The following is a 19,476-nucleotide window of genomic DNA, read 5'->3' as shown; positions in this document are numbered from 1 at the left end:
CTCAGGTTAATTAACTATTTTTCGCCTCTAATTTGGTCAAACGACTTTTAAGTTCCTGATTTTCCTGTTTCATTTTTTCTAATTCCTCGCGAATTTCCTGAATTGCTTTCTCGGAACCCAATTTTTTCTGGACTTTTTGTACTGCTTCCTCGGCTACACGACGGACACGACCATCGGGAGTTCGATCGCTCAAAGCTTGTAAAATAACGATAGCTTTGGCATTTTCTATCTGTCCTAAAGCGTTACACACTGCCACTTGCGTCAAGAAAAAAGTTTCCTTGGCAATGGTTTCTAAACGTTCCAAAATTACGGTTAATTTGTCGGTGGTTTGTCCGGAAGAAATCGCTCCCAGGGCGCGGATAGCCCCTAATCTCAGGGGTTGAGGCGTGCCTAAAGCCGTGTAGGTCAAAATTGACTCTAAAGCCGCTGGCGAGGTTTTTAACTGGCTTAAACCCCCAATTGCGCCCGCTCTTACTACCTCATTCCACCCCTTTCTTAACTGTAAAATATGATTGAGCAGGTCAATAATTTCCCCTTCTTGATCTTGCAATTGTCCCACGGCCATGGAGCCTAATCCTCGCGCCGCGGCCGCTTCCACATAATAACTAGCATCTCCGGCTTCTAGTAGGGATTTAAGCGCGTTATAACTATCTAAGGTTTTAATTTCACTTAATCCCTCGACCACTGCCCGACGTACTTGTGCTTTTTCATCGTTTAAACCTTTAATTAAAGCAGTAACCGCCTGATCTAAACCAAGAGTCGCTAACTGTTTGACCACCTCCACACGCACACCCCAAAAAGGCTCATTTTCTAGGGATGTCCCTAAAGCTTCGATCGCTTCTAAACCGCCTTTTTTAGCAATGGCTATGGCTGCATAGATACGGGAAATCGGGTCGGGATCCTGTTGTAATTGCGCTTTTAATTCACCGATGGGATACTCAAGAGTGACGGTTTTGAGGAAATTATTACCCCGATCGAACTTGACAAAATCGGGCTTTTGTGCTAGGGGAAAATAGAAAGTTTGTTCTTTTTGGTGAATCCGCAGATTGTAGGTAATATCCTCAGAGTTGAGATAGGCAAAAGCGACGGGAATTTTCAAGTCGAATAGTTCTTTTTCGTCCTGGGTTTGGGTGACAGTTAATTGGGCTAAATTATTCTGATTGTCCCAACTGTAGGCCACCTTATAATCGGGATGACCACCGCGATAAACGTACTGATCAAAGAGGAATAATAAATTGTACCCGGTCGCTTTTTCGATCGCCCGTAATAAGTCCACAGTTTCCACGGTTTTATGGGCATTATCCCGCACAAAAGTCTGAATCGCTTTTCCGAATAAATCTTCCCCTAAAATAGAGCGGATCATGTGATAAACACAAGCGCCTTTTTCGTAGAGATGACGATCATAAAGTTCGATCGCTTCTCGATAAACATGAGTAACAATCGGACGACGATAGCGGGAAGTATCTTCTTCTAAATAACTTCTTGCTTCCCCTAATAAATAATAACTACCAGCAGCTTTTCCGTATTCCGATTCTGTCCATAAAACCTCAGAATAGGAGGCCATTCCCTCTTTAATCCAAGCGTGAGACCAGTGTTTAATTACCACTAAATCACCGAACCATTGATGAGCTAATTCATGGGCAACTAAGCTTTCTGTCCAAGTATGATCGATGCTGGCTCTTTGATCAATTAAACAGCGATCGGTTAAAATTGTGGTGGAGGTATTTTCCATCCCACCAAAAATAAAATCATCTACACAAACTTGCGCGTATTTGGGATAGGGATAGGGATAACCAAACTTTTGGCTAAAAAACTCGATCATGCGGGGAGTTTTACCCATACTTCTTTGGCCCTCTTCTTCCCGTCCTTTTTCCACATAATAAGTGACAGGAACACCATTCCATGAGTCGCATAATTCAGCAAAATCTCCCACCGCAAGAGTCATTAAATAGGTGGGATGAATTTGCTTTTGTGACCAGTGATAAATTCTGTCCTCACCAACGGTTGCCACCGAGATTAATTCCCCGTTAGAAATAGCGATATAGGGTTGGGGAATTTTCACCCGAATTTCGGAGGTAGTTAATTGGCCAGGGTAATCAAAACAGGGAAACCAAAAGCGAGAATCTTCATCTTCTCCCTGGGTCCAAACTTGCATCGGTTTATCGGGATAATATTCATCGGGGCCGATAAAATATAACCCCCGTTGTGGTTGCTTAACCTGATAGTTAATCGTCAGGATAATCGGTTTATCGGTGGTGGGTTGTAGCAGATGAATGGTCAGCAGAAAACGATCATAGTCAAAGGGTTGACTGATACCTTCAATGAACACAGAATCAATATTTAGATCCACCGCATCCAGAGTTAAACTGCTAATTCCCCGACGAATGGGGGTGAGGGTAATCTGACAGCTGCCCTGAAAACTTTGTCGGGGAATATCAATAATTAAATCGAGAAAAATATGATTAACTTGTCCGGGTCGATCGGGGTTATAATGGGGTTTAGCCCCGGGTAACTCAAAGGGTTGACGCTGATTATTTTCTGTGTCGATGGTGAGATGAGACATATTAGCCCTAACTTGCTGATTTTTGTCCGGTAAACTTAAATTAACACGATCGGTCGTCCCTTTCCTTGCTAATAATAATCCCACCCCTATGAATCTCCCTTCCTTTCTCTGGTTATGGAAAATTGCCGCTTGGTCGATGGGATTTACCCTCTTTGCCTATTTTTTACTAGCGGTTTCGGGGGTAAACATGGGTTATCGACGACTTGCGGGCCAATCTCGACCAAAATGGTTAAGACCCTTTCATCTCCTCAGCGGCCTGATCATGGTTACTTTGGTCTTAATTCTGCTGGGAATCGGATTAGTGGGAACAATCGGTCATTATGGCAGTTTAGGTCACTCTTCCCACCTGATAGCGGGTTTATCGGTGGTTTTTCTGGTTTTTGTTTCGGCAATTAGCGGCCTGAACATTACAACCCGTCCACCCCTAGCGCGGTCTCTCCACATCGGCACTAATCTTTTATTGTTTCTGGGTTTTCTTTTTGTTACCCTAACAGGATGGGATGTGGTCCAAAAATATCTACAATAAAAATAGTCGGCGATCGAGTGGAGACTGTTCGATCGAGAAAAACTAGCTAAGTAAGTGGATGTTAAAAATTGTCACATCCCCCCCCCTTATCAAGGGGGAATTAAGGGGGGATCCCCCCGCCTATCGGCACCCCCCTTATCAAGGGGGGCAGGGGGGATCAAAGACAAAATCTATCTTCAATTTAATTGAAACCACTTACTTATCTCATCCCGAAAAATCGCTTTTTAGTGACAGAATACTCACCCCCAAATCATTATGCAAACCGTCGAATCACAAGCTATTAACACGATGTCAGTGCCAAAAAAAGGGCTACCGGTAACAATTATTACTGGGTTCCTTGGTAGTGGTAAGACTACCCTCCTCAATCATATTCTCAGCAATCAACAGGGATTAAAAACTGCTGTTCTTGTCAATGAATTTGGTGAAATCGGTATCGATAATGAACTGATTATCAGCAGTGATGACAGCATGGTAGAATTAAATAATGGCTGTATTTGCTGCACGATTAACGAGGATTTAATTCAAGCAGTTTATAAAGTTCTCGAACGTCCCGAAAAAATCGATTATTTAGTCGTAGAAACCACAGGATTAGCCGATCCTTTACCAGTAGCTTTAACCTTTTTAGGAACGGAATTACGGGAAATGACTCGTTTAGATTCCATTGTCACTATGGTGGATTGTGCCAATTTTAGTCTCGATTTATTCAACTCGCAAGCGGCCTTAAGTCAAATCACCTACGGTGATATTATTGTTCTCAATAAAACCGATCTAGTGGATGAAGCGGATGTGGATTCTTTAGAAATAAGAATCCGGGACATGAAGCAAGGAGCGAGAATTCTTCGTACTAGCAAAAGTCAAGTCCCTTTACCCTTAATTCTCAGCGTCGGACTATTTGAATCGGATAAATATTTCGACACAGAGGAAGAACACCACGACCATCATCACCACGACCACGATCACGACCATTGCGATCATGATCACCACCACGATCACGATCATGATCATGATCATGATCATCACGACCATTCCAATCATTTAGAGGTGGATGGATTTACTTCTATTTCCTTTGCTAGTGACCAACCTTTTTCGATTCGGAAGTTCCAATATTTCCTCGATAATCAGTTACCAGAAAGCGTTTTCCGCGCTAAGGGTATTCTCTGGTTTGATGAAAGTCCTAAACGTCATATTTTTCACCTCAGTGGCAAACGTTTTACTCTCGAAGATGACGAATGGAAAGGTACTCCGAAAAATCAGCTAGTTCTTATCGGTCAAAATCTCGATCATGAAACCCTAAAAGAACAGATTAACAGTTGTCTCATTTTACCTGCTGTCAATCACGGTAAAGGATTTGGGAAATAGATAACCATCTCTTGCGGGGGTGTTAGCCTAGGGTAACACACCCCCATCACCTAAATTCCCCACTTCCCCACTTCACCTAATTATTTATTTTTATTCGGGTACTTTTCCCCCTAAAGATTCCACGATCGATCGAGTATTTTCTTTCAGCATTTTTACATAACTATCCCCCCTAGTACCCACCGCGCCGATCGAATCAGAATATAATTGTTGTGGTGCTAATTTCACCCCCGCTTCTTCGGCTACAGTGGTAATTAAAGCGGGATTAATAGTAGTCTCGGCAAAGATAGCAGGAACCTGGAAATTTTTAATAGCATCGGCTAAATTTTTCACCGTTTGGGCGCTAGGTTGTTCTTCGGTACTAATGCCAATTAAAGTTCCCGCAACTTTTAAACCGTAGGCATGAGCATAATACTGAAAAGCGTCATGAGTGGTGACTAATTGTCTTTGGGAAGGGGGGATAGTTTCAATAGCCGCAGTAATCCAGCGATCAAGATTTTCTAATTCTGCGATTAATTGGGCGGCATTTTGGGTAAAAATCTCTTTATCTTCGGGACTTAATTTAATCAGTTGATCTCGGATTTTTTCCACCATAATTATCCCATTTTTCGCCGAACCCCAAACGTGGGGATCGGGTACTTTCTGCCCCTCTTTTTCTAGTTGTAACGGCTTGATTGCTTCCCCCACGGCCACTTTTTTAGCTTTAATTCCCGTAGAATTGATCATTTTAATTAACCCCGGTTCGAGATTATAACCGTTATAGAGAATTAAATCGGCTTTTTCTAAAGCCACACTATCGGCGGGAACCGGTTCATAAACGTGGGGATCATCCCCTGGTTTTAAAATGTCTTGATGGTCAATTTCTTCACCGCCCACTCGTGCGGTTAAATCGGCGATAATTGTGCTAGTGGAGATTACCTTGGGTTTTTGGTTATCGGTGGTATTAACCGAGGCATGACAAGCAACCAATCCCAAAAATAAACAGGATAAAATTAGTTGTTTCATCGAGAAATAGAGATGAGGGGTTAGAGGTTAGAGATGGGGGGAAATGGCATTGATATCTATCCTGATTTTTTTCCTGACTAAAGACTCCTTTTACCATTAAAATAGAGAATAGAGAAGGTGTAAATTGAAGAGATATGGATAACCAAGCCCCGATTAAACTACCGAAAACCAGCGAATCCGACCACCTCAAGCGCATTCGTCACACCACCTCCCATGTTATGGCCATGGCGGTGCAGAAATTATTCCCGCAAGCCCAAGTTACTATCGGGCCTTGGACTGAAACCGGATTTTACTACGATTTTGATGTGCCGGAACCTTTTACCGATAAGGATCTCAAGGACATCAAAAAAGAGATGGTCAAAATTATCAATAAAAAACTGCCGGTGATTCGCGAGCAAGTTTCTCGGGAAGAGGCGGAAAAGCGCATTAAAGCGATTAATGAACCCTATAAGCTGGAAATTCTGGCGGGAATTCAAGAACCCATCACCCTTTATCATCTTGGGGACGCTTGGTGGGATTTGTGCGCCGGTCCGCACCTAGATAATACAAGTGAACTAGACCCGAAAGCGATCGAATTAGAGACGGTAGCGGGTGCTTATTGGCGCGGGGATGAGAATAAAGCCCAATTACAGCGCATTTACGGCACGGCATGGGAAAATCCCCAACAATTAGCCGAATACAAGCGCCGTAAGGAAGAAGCACTCAAACGCGACCATCGGAAATTAGGCAAAGAATTAGGTTTATTTATTTTCTCTGATTCTGTCGGGCCGGGGTTGCCTTTATGGACACCGAAAGGAACTTTAATTCGTTCTTTGTTAGAAGATTTTCTGAAAAAAGAACAGTTAAAACGCGGTTATTTACCCGTAGTTACTCCCCATATTGCTCGCGTCGATTTGTTTAAAATTTCCGGTCACTGGCAAAAGTACAAAGAAGATATGTTTCCCATGATGGCAGACGATGAGGAATCTGCTAGTAAGGAAATAGGATTTGTCCTCAAACCGATGAACTGTCCTTTTCATATTCAAATCTATAAAAGTGATTTGAGATCCTATCGGGAATTGCCGATGCGTTTGGCAGAATTCGGGACAGTTTATCGTTACGAACAATCGGGAGAATTGGGAGGATTAACTAGAGTTCGCGGTTTTACCGTCGATGATTCCCATTTGTTTGTCACTCCCGAACAATTAGACAAGGAATTTTTAAGCGTTGTTGATTTAATTTTGACGGTGTTTAAGAGTTTACAACTAAAGAATTTTAAGGCGCGATTGAGTTTTCGTGACCCCGAATCGGATAAGTATATCGGTTCCGATGAAGCTTGGGAAAAGGCACAATCAGCGATTAGAAAAGCGGTGCAAACTTTGGGGATGGATTATTTTGAAGCTCCTGGAGAAGCGGCTTTTTATGGTCCGAAATTAGACTTTATTTTCCAAGATGCCCTCGAAAGAGAATGGCAGTTAGGAACGGTACAGGTAGATTATAATTTACCCGAACGTTTTGAACTAGAATACGTTGCCGAAGATGGTAATCGTAAACGTCCAGTGATGATTCATCGCGCACCTTTTGGTTCTTTGGAACGTTTAATCGGTATTTTAATCGAAGAATACGCGGGAGATTTTCCTCTTTGGTTAGCCCCTGTCCAGATACGATTATTACCGGTTAGTGATACTCAATTGGATTACGCTAAAGAGGTGACAGTGAAAATGCAGTTGTTAGGAATTCGCGCCGAAACCGATACCAGTGGCGAACGTTTGGGTAAAATGATTCGCAATGCTGAAACCGCAAAAATACCCGTGATGGCAGTGGTGGGGGCAAAAGAAATGGAAAGTAATAGTTTAAGTATTCGCACCCGTGCCACGGGCGATTTAGGAGTAATTAGCGTCGAGGAAGTGGTGGCAAAATTAGAAACTGCCATCCAAAATCACGGTAATTTTTAAGCGTTTGCTCATCTAATTCTATGGGGCAGAAAATATTTCTGTCCCAGCATTTTTTTCCTTTAGGTATCATCATCTTTTTGAAAGGGATTTTCCCCAATGCCTAGGCCTTTTTTGCTCTGTTTTAAGTCTTTCCAGAGGGCTTTAATTTTTTGGTAGGCTTCTAGAGAACTGATTTTGCCCCCCGTTTCCAGATTACAAATAAAACTGACTTTTTGGGCAAATTCCTGTAAATTGGCGTTAAATAGCAAGTTTTCTGGTTTAAATTCTCCATAGTAGGGGGCGCGAGGATAGAGAAAATCCTCCTTGCGGCGATCGGGGAGATTCGGGTTATCATCGTTAGGAGGATTCTGGTTCATAGGGCGATGGCGGGTAATTGTGCGGAATTTCTTTAGATTTTTCGGTAATGGTAATGGGAGATAATATCAACTGTTGGCTATGATTGAGGATTCAAGTAAAAACTTGGCTGATTCGTCAAAAGTTGACCCCTGGTATTGTGACAGTTTTTGGTTATAGGTTAAGGTTCGATCGTCAAATGTTGACAGTTATCTTTAAGCTGCAATTATACATTATTTTTCTCAACGATCATCTACCCAAGGATAGAGACTTTTTGCCTGGGTTGATCGCCAAAATTTACTGCCGCCACTATCTGATTAACCATCGATTTTCGTTTATCAATTGCCGAGGATGATAACTATGGAAAAACTCTATGAAGGTAAGGCCAAAATTCTCTATCAAACCGATGATCCCGATATTCTCCTCACTTATTACAAAGACGATGCCACCGCTTTTAATGCCCAAAAACGCGGGCAAATTGTCGGTAAAGGGGAAATTAACTGTACTGTCTCCACTGCCCTATTTCAATGGTTAGAATCCCTAGGAATACCTACCCATTATATCGATCGCCCTAGTTCTAGGGAAATGCGCGTCAAGGCGATTAAAATTATTCCTTTGGAGGTAGTAGTCAGAAATATCGCCGCCGGGAGTTTGTGCAAGCAAACGGGATTAAAGGAGGGGAAAGTTTTACCTTTTCCTCTTGTAGAATTTTACCTCAAGGATGATGCTTTATGCGATCCTTTGTTAACGCCCGATCGCATAAAAGTGATTGATATTGCCAGCGAGGAGCAAGTCAATCAGTTACGAGATTTAGCCCTGCAAATCAATCAATATCTACAAGAATTTTTTGATAAGTGCCAGATTATTCTCGTCGATTTTAAGTTAGAATTTGGAGTTGATAAAACGGGCAAAATTTATCTAGGTGATGAAATTAGCCCCGATACCTGTCGTCTCTGGGATAAAACCCAAGAGGATGCCCAAGCGCGCATTCTCGATAAGGATCGTTTTCGTCGCGATTTAGGAGATGTGGAAACTGCCTATCAACAAGTACAAGCAAGAGTTTTACGACAGATAGAGAGTTTATAACTTTAGGGTGTGTTAGCGAGCGCGTAACGCACCTTAATTGAGATTAGCAATTTAATAATTTATGTCGAGAAGAATTATCGGGTTAACAGGGGGAATAGCCTGTGGTAAATCCACGGTTTCTCATTATTTAGAAAATATCTACAAAATTCCCGTCCTTGATGCGGATATGTATGCTCGGGAAGCAGTGGAAAAAGGTTCGGCAATTTTAGAGAGAATTTTGGCGCGTTATGGCAGAAAAGTTAAAACTGAGGATAATTCCCTTAATCGCCAACAGTTAGGAGAGATTATTTTTAATAATCCCGAGGAAAAAATCTGGTTAGAAAGTCAGATTCATCCCTACGTTAGAGAATGTTTTAAGCGGCATTTAGAGCAGTTAGAAGTCCCAATAGTTGTTTTTTCTGTTCCTTTATTGTTTGAAGCTAAATTAACCCATTTAGTCACAGAGATTTGGGTGGTTTCATGCGGTTTCGAGCAACAAATTCAACGCTTAACGACTAGAAATAACTTAACTAGAGAACAAGCGATCGCTCGGATTAATAATCAAATGCCTTTAGCCGAAAAAATTGCCTTAGCTGATATTGTTTTGGACAATTCCGGGGATTTAGAAGCTTTATATACTCAGATCGATCGAGCTATACAATAGGGATTGAGCTTAAAACAACCAGGCAAATTTTCCCACCCCGAATTTTACATAGAGAATGATTGCCAAAACCAATAAAAATAGAAAGCCAATAATTAATAAATAGTCTTTATTGGTTAAGATTGATTCCTGTAAAAATGTGCGATCGGGATCACCAGAGAAAGCTTTAGCTTGTAAAACTACTTCTAATTTTTGCGATTTAGCCATAGCGTTTAAAATTAAAGGTACAGCGATGGAAGCATAAATTTTTCCTTTTTGCAGCCAACCCATTTTTTCTATTGCTAATCCTCGTAATCTTTGAGCAGAAATAATCGAGCGAGATTCTTCTACTAGGAGAGGAAATAAACGCAGGGTAGAGGAAAAAATAAAGACTATTTTGTAGGGAATTCTGGCTTTAGTTAAACTCACCATCATCTGATTTATATCGGTGGTAAAAATAGCGAGGGGAATAATTAAAACCATCGTGAGAGTTTTAAAGATCACATTTAAACCGTAGAGGGTTCCCTCCACAGTCATTTTAGTAGAACCGACAGTTAATAAGGGAGTTAATTCAGTTTTTCCCGTTAAAGTTTTTACCTGTTCCACATTAAAAAATCCCATGGTAATTAATAAGAATAGATAAAAAGGAGCCATGAATTTTAAAATAGTGAGAAGATAAGACCATTTTACCCCCGCCCAGAGACAAGCTAAAGCGACAATAAGAGTTAGAAAACCGCCAGCGAGGGGACTTTCCCAAGTAAAAGCGATGAGAGTAACCACGATCATCATGGTTAATTTTGTCCGAAAATCTAGGCGAGTAAAAGGAGAATCTCGATCGACGGTTTGCCAGTTAAATGATTGCATAATTAGGAAAAAAGTTAGTAAGTAGCTAGGTGTTAAAAACTGTCAGATGCCCCCCTCATTAAGCTGTCCTTTAGTCACATCTTTCTTAACATTTCAAACCTTTGTAGCACAAGGCTTTCAAGACTCGGTTAACAATTTGTAATATTCCTTGTTGACACCCTTACTGACAAAGAAAAAACTGAAATCAAGTCAGGCTAAGGGTTGGAGTGCTTACTGCAAAAATTGTTAAGAAAGATCCCTATAAGGGATAGCTTATTAAGGGGGATCCCCCCGCCTATCGGCACCCCCCTTATCAAGGGGGGCAGGGGGGATCTATCTTCAATTTAATTATAACTTTAAGGGAATGAGTTAATCACCCATCCCCATTAATCAACTAGGAAGGGTTAGCAACTCTCTTCATTTGCTCTTGAATTTCGGGGTTATAAATCTGGAGATAATTCCAATAATTACCAAACACCGATTCTATATAACCCTTAGTTTCTCTAAAGGGAATATTCTCGACAAATTCATCGGGATCGCTAAAATCGAAACGCTGTCTCCATTTAGAAACTGCCCCCGGTCCAGCGTTATAACTAGCCACAGCAAAAAGTGAATTTCCGGCGAATTTGCCATGGGTATAATCGAGATACCATGTCCCCATCATAATGTTATCTTCGGGATTAGTTAAAGAATAACTTTTATTGCCAGTATTACCCGCAATATATTTACCGGTATCGGGCATAATTTGCATTAATCCCACTGCCCCCACAGGAGAACGAATTTCTTTTTCAAAGCGGGATTCTTGCCGGATTAAAGCCGTCACTAGCAGGGGATTTAATTGTCTATCTTTTGACCATTCCAGGATGCTATCGTAGTAGGGGAAAGGGAATAAAGCGTGCCAGTATTTATCATTTTGTCGCAGGACTTTCCATGCTTCCCTTTCCTCTGGGGTATCTCTTTCTCGCAAGCGCCAAATCAGGTTAATTCCTTCTAAATTTTGATTGCGAGAGAGTTTATAGACACCGAGGTTAAATTGTTCGTCAACGGTTAAATTCCAAGGATCAACAATTTCTGCTTGGAAGAGATTCCACGCGTCCGTATCTTCACCAATGCGATATAGTTCCTTGAAAGCTTCCGAACCGGCGGGAGTATCGTTACGGGTGGCGGGTTTGACGGTGGTAGGATTATAGGAGCGGACAGTGGTAAAATCCCCCACGTCCCAACCTAATAAAACCGCCGAGCGCCAAGCATAATAGGAATGGGGATGACGAGAAATAGTGTAGGTAAAAGCTTGTTTTGCTTCTTGGTTTTTGCCCAGTTTTTGCGCCCATTTTCCCACCCAAAAGGCCGCTTTCGGGGCAATTTGACTATCGGGATTATTAACCGCAATTGGCTGCGCCCACTGCCACGCCTTGGCGTAATCGCCGGATTTAGCGGCTCTTTGGGCCATTAACCAGCGATAATCGGCGGCTTCGTCAGATTTTGGGTATTTATTTAACAGAGTCTGCCATGTTTGACTAGCGGCCTGGGCATTAGTTGAGTCCAGTAATTTGGCTTTCGCTTCCAAAGCTTCCGGAGCGCGATCGGGAAATTGCTTGACAATGCGATCGAGATATGCTATAGCATCGCGGTTAGGAGAAATTTGGGCGAGTCGCAGTAATCCTAACCCGGTTTCTGAGGCCTGGGGATAGGTTTTAATTAATTTTTGGTAAGCGCTGCGAGCTTCTGGCAGTTTTTTGGCAATTTGTAGCCCGCGGGCGTAACGATAGGCTTGTTCGGGGCTAGGAGTGGCTTTAGCATAGGCTTTATAGGCTTTTTCGTACAATCCCGACTGCCAATAACCTGCCCCAATCATTGCCCAATCCGCCGGAGTTAACTGCTCGGCGTAGTCTTTCACCAAACGATTGCGGGCCTGATTGAGGGTAGGATCAAAAGGATTAGCCTTGGCTAACTGTAACCATAAGGGAAATTGATCGGGATTTTCTTGAAGACGTTGGCGAATTAAAGCCAAAGTACGCGGGTGTCGGGGGTATTCCTTAAGCAATTTCTCATGATAACTGGGGTCGTATTTGCCCAAAGAGTAGTAAGCTTCCGCCACTACGGGCGATTGGGGATAGGTTTCCAGTAATTTTTGCCAAATTTCTTGCGCTTTTTCACTATCGTTGGTTAATTCGTGGGCGCGTCCCTGTTTGAGGAGAATCTGGGGAGCGAGGACAGGATATTGTTTTTCTAAGCCTTCTAATTGTTTTAAAGCCGGACCCCCTTCATATTTTCTCAATAAATCCATAGCCAAGAGATAGCGGGCGCGACTACGCTCTAAAGAGGGCGCATTGGCATCAGCAACATCTTTTAACTTGACATCTCGCTCGGTTTGTGGTAAGGAAGCGCTATCAACCACGGCAGAGGGTTGGTTAGGATCTTGGCTAGGAACCGAAGCACTATTGCGATCGAGCCAAGCGAGAATTTTCGGGTGAAAGAGAAAGAGACTGGTGAGAGTAAAAAGCGCAACCCCAGAACCTAGTCCAAGAATGAGCGGGGTGTGAGGGGGGAATTTCTTAAACATTACCTTATTAAAGACAGCAACTCAACATACATTATCAATGATCGTGGTGACAGGTTGTTTGTTTCAATCAGGTTGGGGGTTGTTCAGTTATCAGTAAGCAGTTATAGTCATTTCAATTAAGATTGAGAATATCAATGCCAGAGTTCATAAGGGTTTAACCGGTCTAGAGTGTATCAGACTTATCTGAAATGACTATATCAGTAATCCGTGAACTGAAAACTCCCATCTGATCACTGGTAACTGGTAACTGATCACTGAGATATGGTACGCTAAACAGGATTTAAGTATTATTAATGATTGCTATGAAACAGCGCGGCGTGACGGTTTGGTTAACAGGATTGAGCGGTGCGGGGAAAAGCACGATTACCGAGGCATTACAGGCAAAATTAATCGCTGAAGGTTATTCCATTGAAGTTCTCGATGGCGATATAGTGCGGACGAACCTCACCAAAGGTTTAGGATTTAGTAAAGAGGATCGCGATGAAAATATCCGTCGCATTGGTTTTGTGTCTAATTTGCTCACCCGTCACGGTGTGATTGTCCTAGTTTCGGCTATTTCTCCCTATCGCGAGATTCGCGAGGAAGTACGGGGAAAAATCGGCAATTTTGTCGAAGTTTTTGTTAATGCTCCCTTAAACGTCTGTGAGGAGCGCGATGTGAAAGGATTATATAAAAGAGCGCGTGCTGGCGAAATCAAGTCTTTTACGGGAATTGATGATCCCTATGAACCACCTTTTAACCCAGAAGTGGAATGTCGCACTGATTTAGAGACTTTAGAGGAAAGTGTCGCCAAAGTCTGGAACAAATTGAGGGAATTAGGCTACATTAATCAAGCTGTGGCGGTTTAATCGCATAATAACTTTGTATTATTGGAAAACATCGTAGGGACGTGGACTAAAAACGTCTCTACACCCCGATTAACCCCTTAGGCAAATTTGTTAGTTAATCTCCTTTTCTTCAGTACCTAAGCAAGGTTAATTATACCTCTCAGTTAACCTCTGGCCAAAGTGCAAGAGTCCCTAAACAGTGATCAGTGATCAGTAAACAGTAAACAGTGAAAAGACAGTAGGAAACTTCTATTTAATACTGCTCACTTAAAACTTAAAACTTAAATCTGATAACTGATAACTGATAACTGATAACTGATAACTGATAACTGATAACTGTCTCGACTAGCAAATTAATTTTGCAGGAATACTTAATATTTAAAGGTGCTAAATTATTTTGAAATCTCGCTCTAGTTATTGGAACCTCATTCCCTATCTCCGTCCCCAAACCCAAACAATTATTTTGGCGTTCATCTGTACGATCGGATTTACGGTATTTTGGCCGATTTTAGCCTGGTTAGCTGGACAAATGGCCAGATATATCGGTGAGGGAAATGTGCAAGCATTGGCGACACTTTCGGGGGTGGGGGCAGTGGTTTTTTTACTGCGGGGAATGTCTCAGTATGGGCAAGATTCCCTGATGGCAAAAGCTTCTTTAAAAATTGCCCTCGAATTAAGAAAAAAAGTTTATGCACACCTGCAAACCCTCGGCTTAAATTACTTTGAAACGGCGAAAACTGGTGATTTATCCTATCGTTTAACGGAAGATATCGATCGCATTGGGGAAGTAATTAATAAATTTTTCCATGATTTTATTCCCTCAGCCTTACAGTTAATTGTCGTCTTTGCCTATATGTTTATTGTTAACTGGCAATTGACGATTGCTGTCATTATTATCGCTCCTTTGTTGGGAGTTTTGGTGGGATTTTTTGGTGAAAAATTATTACAGTATGCTCGTCGCGCCCAAGCGAAAATATCTAACCTTTCTGCGTTATTAACCGAAGTTTTTGGCGGTATTCGCGTGGTGCAAGCTTTCGCAGCTGAAGATTATCAAACCGAGCTTTTTGCCCAAGAAGCGGAGGAAAATCGCCGCGCTCAATACCTATCGGAATCCACCAAAGCTTTACAATACGTCGTGGTGGGATTTTTGCAAGCGATGGGAGTTATCTTTTTATTCTTCCTTGCGGGTTGGCAAATTTCCCAAAAGAATTTAACTGGTGTTGACTTTGTTAGTTATGTGGCGGCGGTGGCAATGTTAATCGATCCTATCGCCCATATTACCAGTAATTATAATCAATTTAAACAGGGTCAAGCCTCCATGGATCGGATTTTTGAATTGTTAGCTATTTTGCCAACAATTACCGAAAAACCGAAGGCGATCGAGTTGCCACCCCATAGCAAAGAAGTTGAATATTGTCAAGTAAATTTTTATTACAACCAGGACAGACAGGTTTTAAAAAATATTAATTTTACTGCACACGCTGGCGAAATGATTGCTTTAGTGGGAGCATCGGGAGCGGGAAAAACCACTTTAGTTAATCTTTTATTGCGTTTTTATGACCCCACTTCCGGCAAGATTTTAATCGATGGGGTGGATATTCGTGATGTGACTTTAAAAAGTCTCCGGCGACAAATTGGCGTAGTTTTGCAGGAAAATATTCTCTTTTCTGGCACTATAGCCCAAAATATCGCTTTTGGTCAGGGAGATTTTAATCTGCAAGAGGTGGAAAAAGCGGCAAAAATTGCCAACGCTCATCAATTTATCAGTGAACTTTCCCAGGGTTACTATACCTATGTGGGAGAAAGGGGTGTTAATTTATCGGGTGGACAAAGACAAAGAATCGCCATTGCGCGAGCAGTTTTATCTAATCCGAGGATTTTAATCTTAGATGAAGCAACTTCAGCGCTCGATTCGGAATCGGAAGCTTTAGTGCAGGAAGCTTTAGAAAGAATTATGACGGAGCGCACAGTATTTGTTATTGCTCACCGATTAGCAACTGTCAGAAAAGCTAACCGTATTTTAGTCTTAGAAAAGGGTGAAATTATCGAGGTGGGTAATCACGAGGAGTTATTAAATCTTAATGGTCGTTACGCTCAATTTCATGCTAGACAATTTCAAGATTAGTCCATTTGGCGTTAAGAGTTGGGCGTTATTTCTGATTTTATTACTCAAGCCAAGTTTTTGGGGGGTTCTACCCCCCAAACCCGTAGGGTTGATTCAAGGTAGGGTTGATTCAAGGTAGGGTTGATTCAAGGTAGGGTTGATTCAAGGTAGGGTTGATTCATGAATCAACCCTACCCGTCGGGGGATGAAGTGCCTCCCCCAAACCCCGGAGCGCATTAGTTTTTCGGTGGGATGCTTACACGCGGTTGTTTGTACTTTTGTACTAATTTAAGAATCACCGATATAGCAGTTATCTTAATGGTGAGGTAGGAAGTTTTCGTTTTGGGGAGTCAGTCGCGGAATTAGGTTAGACTTCATCTTTAGGGAAAACGCTGTAAGTATGATTACTGTTTACTGATAACTGAAAGGTTTCCTGTCTTCAGGTTAAGCTCCCAAAAAAAGGCTATTCTTTACCTTGATATCCCTCGGCGAAAATTTGATGACTTCCTTGTTGGTTCACACTTACCCTTCTCTTGTCAAGGGTATTTTAATTAAACGTTACAAACGCTTTTTTGCCGACATACAACTGGACAACGGAGAATTAATTACGGCCCATTGCGCTAATACCGGACCGATGACAGATGTATGCGTAGAGGGTCAACCGGTTTATCTTTCTCGTAGTGATAACCCGAAGCGAAAATTAGCTTATACCTGGGAGATGATTCAACTGGGGGAGACTTGGGTGGGAGTTAATACCAATCTTCCCAATCAGGTGGTGAAAAATGCCCTGTTGTCAGGAGTTTTTCCCGATTTGCTCAAAAATGACACCGAAGTGCGATCGGAAGTGGCCTACGGTCAAAATAACGGCAGTAGAATTGATTTTCTTTTGACCCATGGTGATAATTCCCTCACCTATATCGAGGTCAAAAATACCACTTGGAATCAGGGAGAAACGGCACTTTTTCCCGATACTGTCACCACGCGAGGACAGAAGCATTTACAGGAATTAATGGCTTTATTGCCGGCAGCGGAAGCGATTATGCTCTACTTTATCAATCGCGGTGATTGTGACCGATTTGCTCCGGGGGATAGTAAAGATGCTAAATACGGGCAGTTATTGCGTCAAGCAGTGGCTAAAGGAGTCAAGGTTTTACCCTGTCGCTTGCAAGTGACACCCACGGGAATTTATTATTTAGGTTTAGCAGAATTGCAACTGTGAAACCCGTGGTTTAGAGGGGCCAGCTTGTGACAAAATCCCCCAGACCGCAACTGACCTTGAAAAGCTTAGAGACACAGTTACCTGTGCCTCTAATGGGGATTTTTGTCGATACATATTTGGGGTAATTTGTCAAGGTTTTTGATAACTAATTCCGTGGCGCATTTTCTCTAATTTCTGTTGCACCTGAGCATCGAGAGAATGGAATAAAAAACGCCCTTTGGGACTTTGAGAAGAACTCTGGGATTTTCTCAGACGACGACCGGTTAAATCCACCTCGACTTCCAGACGTTGAGCGGAAATCCACTGGGCCCCATAACCCATAACGGTCATTTTTTGGGCATTATCAGAGGTAGCGACGATAATCCGTCCGATAGCTGGGGCGCGATCGTGCCAAAAATCAGCGCAGGTTTTCTCGATATAGGTGTCGGCGGTTTGAGCGTGAGCGGTAAAATAAACCGATAAATGGTTAGTGTAGCGTTCTTGGCTGCCGGGGGTATCTTGAAGGTAGGAATCGAAGACGATTTGGGTTTGATAACCCTGATGGTGGGTGTAACCGATTAGGGTTTCAATTAACTTGTCTCGCGCTGGTTCGAGACCTTGGCGATCGCTAATTTTTTTCAGGGACGGCCAAGCGCCGATGACGTTGTAGCCGTCAACCAGCAGAAGGGAACGATCAGAAGAATTAAGCATGGCTTTGAGAGTAATTCGTGTGGCATTAAGGGCAGTTCTAAAAAACAGCATCTTAATGATATTAACAAAAAATTTAGGATTCTCCCGCCGCACTGGCCAATAATCTCGCTTTTAATTCTAGGGGATTTCCCCGATCCGTTACCTTGCCCCCCTCTAATAAAAATGCTCCATCGCTGTAATCCAATTCATCAAGGCGGTGCGTCACCCAAAGGGCTGTAATCCCTCGGTTTTTGACCAATTTCTGCACTTGAGAGACTAATTCTAACTGAGTATCCCCATCCAAAAGGGCGGTGGGTTCATCAAAGAGCAAAACCTCGCAATGACGAGCTAAAGCACCTGCAATGGCGATTCTTTGCTTTTGTCCGCCACTGAGAGCATAGATCGGTCGTTTTTCCATTTCTAATAAATTCACCGCCCCTAGGGATTCCCGCACCCGGGCCCGAATTGCCGGCGTGGATAAACCCTCGGATACCAACCCAAAAGCCACATCTGCCCCCACTGTTGGCATAACTAACTGATGGTCGGGATTTTGGAAAACAAAACCGAGGGGGTTAGGTATCTCTATCTCCCCGCGACTAGGTTTTAATAATCCCGCTAAGAGCCGCAGCAGGGTTGATTTACCGCTGCCATTTGTCCCCAACAACATCCAAAATTCCCCTCTGGGAACTTGCAAAGAGCAGCCATTTAATACTGATTTCCCATTCGGCCAGCTAAAGCAGAGGTCTGTTACTTTTATAGTCATGAATTATCAGTTATCAGTTATCAGTTATCAGTTATCAGTTATCAGTTATCAGTTATCAGTTATCAGTTATCAGATTTGAGTTTTTAAGTGTGCAGTATTAAATAGAAGTTTCCTACTGTCTTTTTACTGCTCACTGATTACTGTTTACTGTTTACTGCTCACTGCTCACTGATAACTGATTCAAGAACTATTCTGTGGCTAAGGTGACAAACCCCGGCACTCTGCCGGTGGAGGCAGCCCCAGATTTTTGTGACACAATCACCGCACTGATCTGATCGCTAAAAACCGCCACCTTTTTATCGGTTTGTTTTTCGCAGGTTAATTCTAATAATTCGGGATTTGGCGATCGCATAGCGTTAATAATTGTTTGATACAAAGCGTCTGCTGCTGCTTCTTCCTTGCGCTGCACGGAAAGGGGGATGGGCGAGAGTTTCAGGGTAATATCGATCGAATACATAGTTTAGCGTTCCCTTCCAAAAAACAAGTCAAAAACCATTGTATAGCAGGGGTTGGGAAGTCAGAGATCAGATGTGAGTTTTCAGTTCACTGATTGCTGTTCACTATCACCGATTAACTCCGGGCAGTCGCTGTGCAGAGGCGTTGTTAGCTGGTAATCACTTGCTTCAATGAATGTGCATGGTGCGTTCGCCAAAATCTATCGGTGCAGCGGTAGGAGTTGCATCAGGGAACGCACCCTACAAGATCGGCGATCGCACTAGGAAAACATTGTTAATATTTTAGAAGTCAGGAGTCAGTCCTGATGAAAAAATTTTCACCCCCACAGATGAAAGAGGTTTCTTTCCCTACACCCCACACCCTACATCCTTTTTCTACAACAGCAGTAAATGTGTTCATAACCGATACATCGGCCCGCGTCCTGTAGGGGCGAAGCATTCGGGCAATAACCTATCGGTGAAACCGTAGATTTTCTATCCGAATGCTTCGCCCGTACTTTTTCAGCAAACCCTAATCAGGAGTTGTCTTGGGGAATGCAGCCTATACTTTGCACGGCTACAACTTGCATTTTTTACTCAAGGACAATAATATAGTTTAAGAGTCATAATTA

The 19,476-nt window shown here is 42.5% G+C and carries 16 protein-coding genes; 8 read left to right on the top strand and 8 right to left on the bottom strand.

Annotated elements, in window-relative coordinates; all coding sequences use genetic code 11:
* Positions 1-10: 10 nt before the first annotated feature.
* Positions 11-2,647, bottom strand: a complete 2,637-nt coding sequence (locus tag IM509_RS05215; RefSeq protein ID WP_185236908.1) for a M1 family metallopeptidase — start codon at positions 2,645-2,647, stop codon at positions 11-13.
* Positions 2,648-2,651: 4 nt separating this feature from the next.
* Here IM509_RS05215 and IM509_RS05210 point away from each other — a divergent pair, with 4 nt between their 5' ends.
* Complete coding sequence (locus tag IM509_RS05210) at positions 2,652-3,089, top strand: DUF4079 domain-containing protein (RefSeq protein WP_072925692.1); 438 nt, start codon at positions 2,652-2,654, stop codon at positions 3,087-3,089.
* A 255-nt stretch (positions 3,090-3,344) separates the two neighbouring features.
* Positions 3,345-4,448 (top strand): CobW family GTP-binding protein, encoded by a 1,104-nt coding sequence (locus IM509_RS05205; RefSeq protein ID WP_072925685.1) that lies wholly within the window; start codon positions 3,345-3,347, stop codon positions 4,446-4,448.
* Positions 4,449-4,538: 90 nt separating this feature from the next.
* Here the strand turns inward: IM509_RS05205 and IM509_RS05200 are convergent, their stop codons facing one another.
* On the bottom strand, positions 4,539-5,450 hold the full coding sequence (locus IM509_RS05200) for a metal ABC transporter solute-binding protein, Zn/Mn family (protein ID WP_072925682.1): 912 nt from the start codon (positions 5,448-5,450) through the stop codon (positions 4,539-4,541).
* A gap of 134 nt (positions 5,451-5,584) precedes the next feature.
* Between IM509_RS05200 and thrS the strand changes: the two genes are divergently transcribed.
* Entirely contained in the window at positions 5,585-7,384 is a 1,800-nt protein-coding gene (gene thrS / locus IM509_RS05195) for a threonine--tRNA ligase (RefSeq protein WP_185236909.1), read from the top strand.
* A gap of 59 nt (positions 7,385-7,443) precedes the next feature.
* Here thrS and IM509_RS05190 read toward each other — a convergent pair whose 3' ends face one another.
* Positions 7,444-7,740, bottom strand: coding sequence for a DUF7219 family protein (locus IM509_RS05190; RefSeq protein WP_002743720.1), 297 nt, complete (start codon positions 7,738-7,740; stop codon positions 7,444-7,446).
* 337 nt (positions 7,741-8,077) lie between these two features.
* Here IM509_RS05190 and purC point away from each other — a divergent pair, with 337 nt between their 5' ends.
* Together purC and coaE are read left to right on the top strand one after the other, a co-directional pair.
* Complete coding sequence (gene purC, locus IM509_RS05185; protein WP_272079489.1) at positions 8,078-8,803, top strand: phosphoribosylaminoimidazolesuccinocarboxamide synthase; 726 nt, start codon at positions 8,078-8,080, stop codon at positions 8,801-8,803.
* Positions 8,804-8,864: 61 nt separating this feature from the next.
* Entirely contained in the window at positions 8,865-9,446 is a 582-nt protein-coding gene (gene coaE, locus IM509_RS05180; RefSeq protein WP_185236911.1) for a dephospho-CoA kinase, read from the top strand.
* Between the two features lie 9 nt (positions 9,447-9,455).
* Here the strand turns inward: coaE and IM509_RS05175 are convergent, their stop codons facing one another.
* Both IM509_RS05175 and IM509_RS05170 read right to left on the bottom strand, forming a co-directional pair.
* The gene (locus tag IM509_RS05175; protein ID WP_002789359.1) at positions 9,456-10,286 is read right to left on the bottom strand and encodes an energy-coupling factor transporter transmembrane component T family protein; all 831 of its coding nucleotides are present in this window, start codon (positions 10,284-10,286) and stop codon (positions 9,456-9,458) included.
* Positions 10,287-10,659: 373 nt separating this feature from the next.
* Complete coding sequence (locus tag IM509_RS05170) at positions 10,660-12,828, bottom strand: lytic transglycosylase domain-containing protein (RefSeq protein WP_185236912.1); 2,169 nt, start codon at positions 12,826-12,828, stop codon at positions 10,660-10,662.
* A gap of 302 nt (positions 12,829-13,130) precedes the next feature.
* Between IM509_RS05170 and cysC the strand changes: the two genes are divergently transcribed.
* From cysC to sfsA, 3 genes are all read left to right on the top strand, one after another.
* Complete coding sequence (gene cysC, locus IM509_RS05165; RefSeq protein WP_043996040.1) at positions 13,131-13,676, top strand: adenylyl-sulfate kinase; 546 nt, start codon at positions 13,131-13,133, stop codon at positions 13,674-13,676.
* 376 nt (positions 13,677-14,052) lie between these two features.
* Positions 14,053-15,780: an ABC transporter ATP-binding protein gene (locus IM509_RS05160; protein ID WP_052277256.1), complete on the top strand. Its 1,728-nt coding sequence runs from the start codon at positions 14,053-14,055 to the stop codon at positions 15,778-15,780.
* Between the two features lie 478 nt (positions 15,781-16,258).
* Positions 16,259-16,978 (top strand): DNA/RNA nuclease SfsA, encoded by a 720-nt coding sequence (gene sfsA / locus IM509_RS05155; RefSeq protein WP_052277257.1) that lies wholly within the window; start codon positions 16,259-16,261, stop codon positions 16,976-16,978.
* Between the two features lie 129 nt (positions 16,979-17,107).
* Here sfsA and IM509_RS05150 read toward each other — a convergent pair whose 3' ends face one another.
* The 3 genes from IM509_RS05150 to IM509_RS05140 all read right to left on the bottom strand — a co-directional run bounded on the left by IM509_RS05150 (position 17,108) and on the right by IM509_RS05140 (position 18,867).
* Positions 17,108-17,668 (bottom strand): NYN domain-containing protein, encoded by a 561-nt coding sequence (locus IM509_RS05150; RefSeq protein ID WP_167341551.1) that lies wholly within the window; start codon positions 17,666-17,668, stop codon positions 17,108-17,110.
* A 73-nt stretch (positions 17,669-17,741) separates the two neighbouring features.
* Positions 17,742-18,410, bottom strand: a complete 669-nt coding sequence (locus IM509_RS05145; RefSeq protein ID WP_185237103.1) for an energy-coupling factor ABC transporter ATP-binding protein — start codon at positions 18,408-18,410, stop codon at positions 17,742-17,744.
* A 187-nt stretch (positions 18,411-18,597) separates the two neighbouring features.
* On the bottom strand, positions 18,598-18,867 hold the full coding sequence (locus IM509_RS05140; RefSeq protein ID WP_185237973.1) for a UPF0367 protein family: 270 nt from the start codon (positions 18,865-18,867) through the stop codon (positions 18,598-18,600).
* Positions 18,868-19,476 lie beyond the last annotated feature (609 nt).

Origin of the sequence: Microcystis sp. M31BS1 (genome assembly GCF_020245285.1) — a bacterium.
Classification (GTDB): Bacteria; Cyanobacteriota; Cyanobacteriia; order Cyanobacteriales; family Microcystaceae; genus Microcystis; species Microcystis panniformis.
The sequence above is the reverse complement of the archived record's forward strand: the minus strand, read 5'-3'. Positions and strand labels throughout refer to the sequence as shown.

Excerpts from the sequence above, each read along its gene's own strand:
- IM509_RS05210 (WP_072925692.1), top strand. The coding sequence starts at position 2,652 with ATGAATCTCCCTTCCTTTCTCTGGTTATGGAAAATTGCCGCTTGGTCG.
- IM509_RS05205 (WP_072925685.1), top strand. The coding sequence starts at position 3,345 with ATGCAAACCGTCGAATCACAAGCTATTAACACGATGTCAGTGCCAAAA.
- IM509_RS05200 (WP_072925682.1), bottom strand. The coding sequence starts at position 5,450 with ATGAAACAACTAATTTTATCCTGTTTATTTTTGGGATTGGTTGCTTGT.
- thrS (WP_185236909.1), top strand. The coding sequence starts at position 5,585 with ATGGATAACCAAGCCCCGATTAAACTACCGAAAACCAGCGAATCCGAC.
- IM509_RS05190 (WP_002743720.1), bottom strand. The coding sequence starts at position 7,740 with ATGAACCAGAATCCTCCTAACGATGATAACCCGAATCTCCCCGATCGC.
- purC (WP_272079489.1), top strand. The coding sequence starts at position 8,078 with ATGGAAAAACTCTATGAAGGTAAGGCCAAAATTCTCTATCAAACCGAT.
- coaE (WP_185236911.1), top strand. The coding sequence starts at position 8,865 with ATGTCGAGAAGAATTATCGGGTTAACAGGGGGAATAGCCTGTGGTAAA.
- IM509_RS05175 (WP_002789359.1), bottom strand. The coding sequence starts at position 10,286 with ATGCAATCATTTAACTGGCAAACCGTCGATCGAGATTCTCCTTTTACT.
- IM509_RS05170 (WP_185236912.1), bottom strand. The coding sequence starts at position 12,828 with ATGTTTAAGAAATTCCCCCCTCACACCCCGCTCATTCTTGGACTAGGT.
- cysC (WP_043996040.1), top strand. The coding sequence starts at position 13,131 with ATGAAACAGCGCGGCGTGACGGTTTGGTTAACAGGATTGAGCGGTGCG.
- sfsA (WP_052277257.1), top strand. The coding sequence starts at position 16,259 with ATGACTTCCTTGTTGGTTCACACTTACCCTTCTCTTGTCAAGGGTATT.
- IM509_RS05150 (WP_167341551.1), bottom strand. The coding sequence starts at position 17,668 with ATGCTTAATTCTTCTGATCGTTCCCTTCTGCTGGTTGACGGCTACAAC.
- IM509_RS05145 (WP_185237103.1), bottom strand. The coding sequence starts at position 18,410 with ATGACTATAAAAGTAACAGACCTCTGCTTTAGCTGGCCGAATGGGAAA.
- IM509_RS05140 (WP_185237973.1), bottom strand. The coding sequence starts at position 18,867 with ATGTATTCGATCGATATTACCCTGAAACTCTCGCCCATCCCCCTTTCC.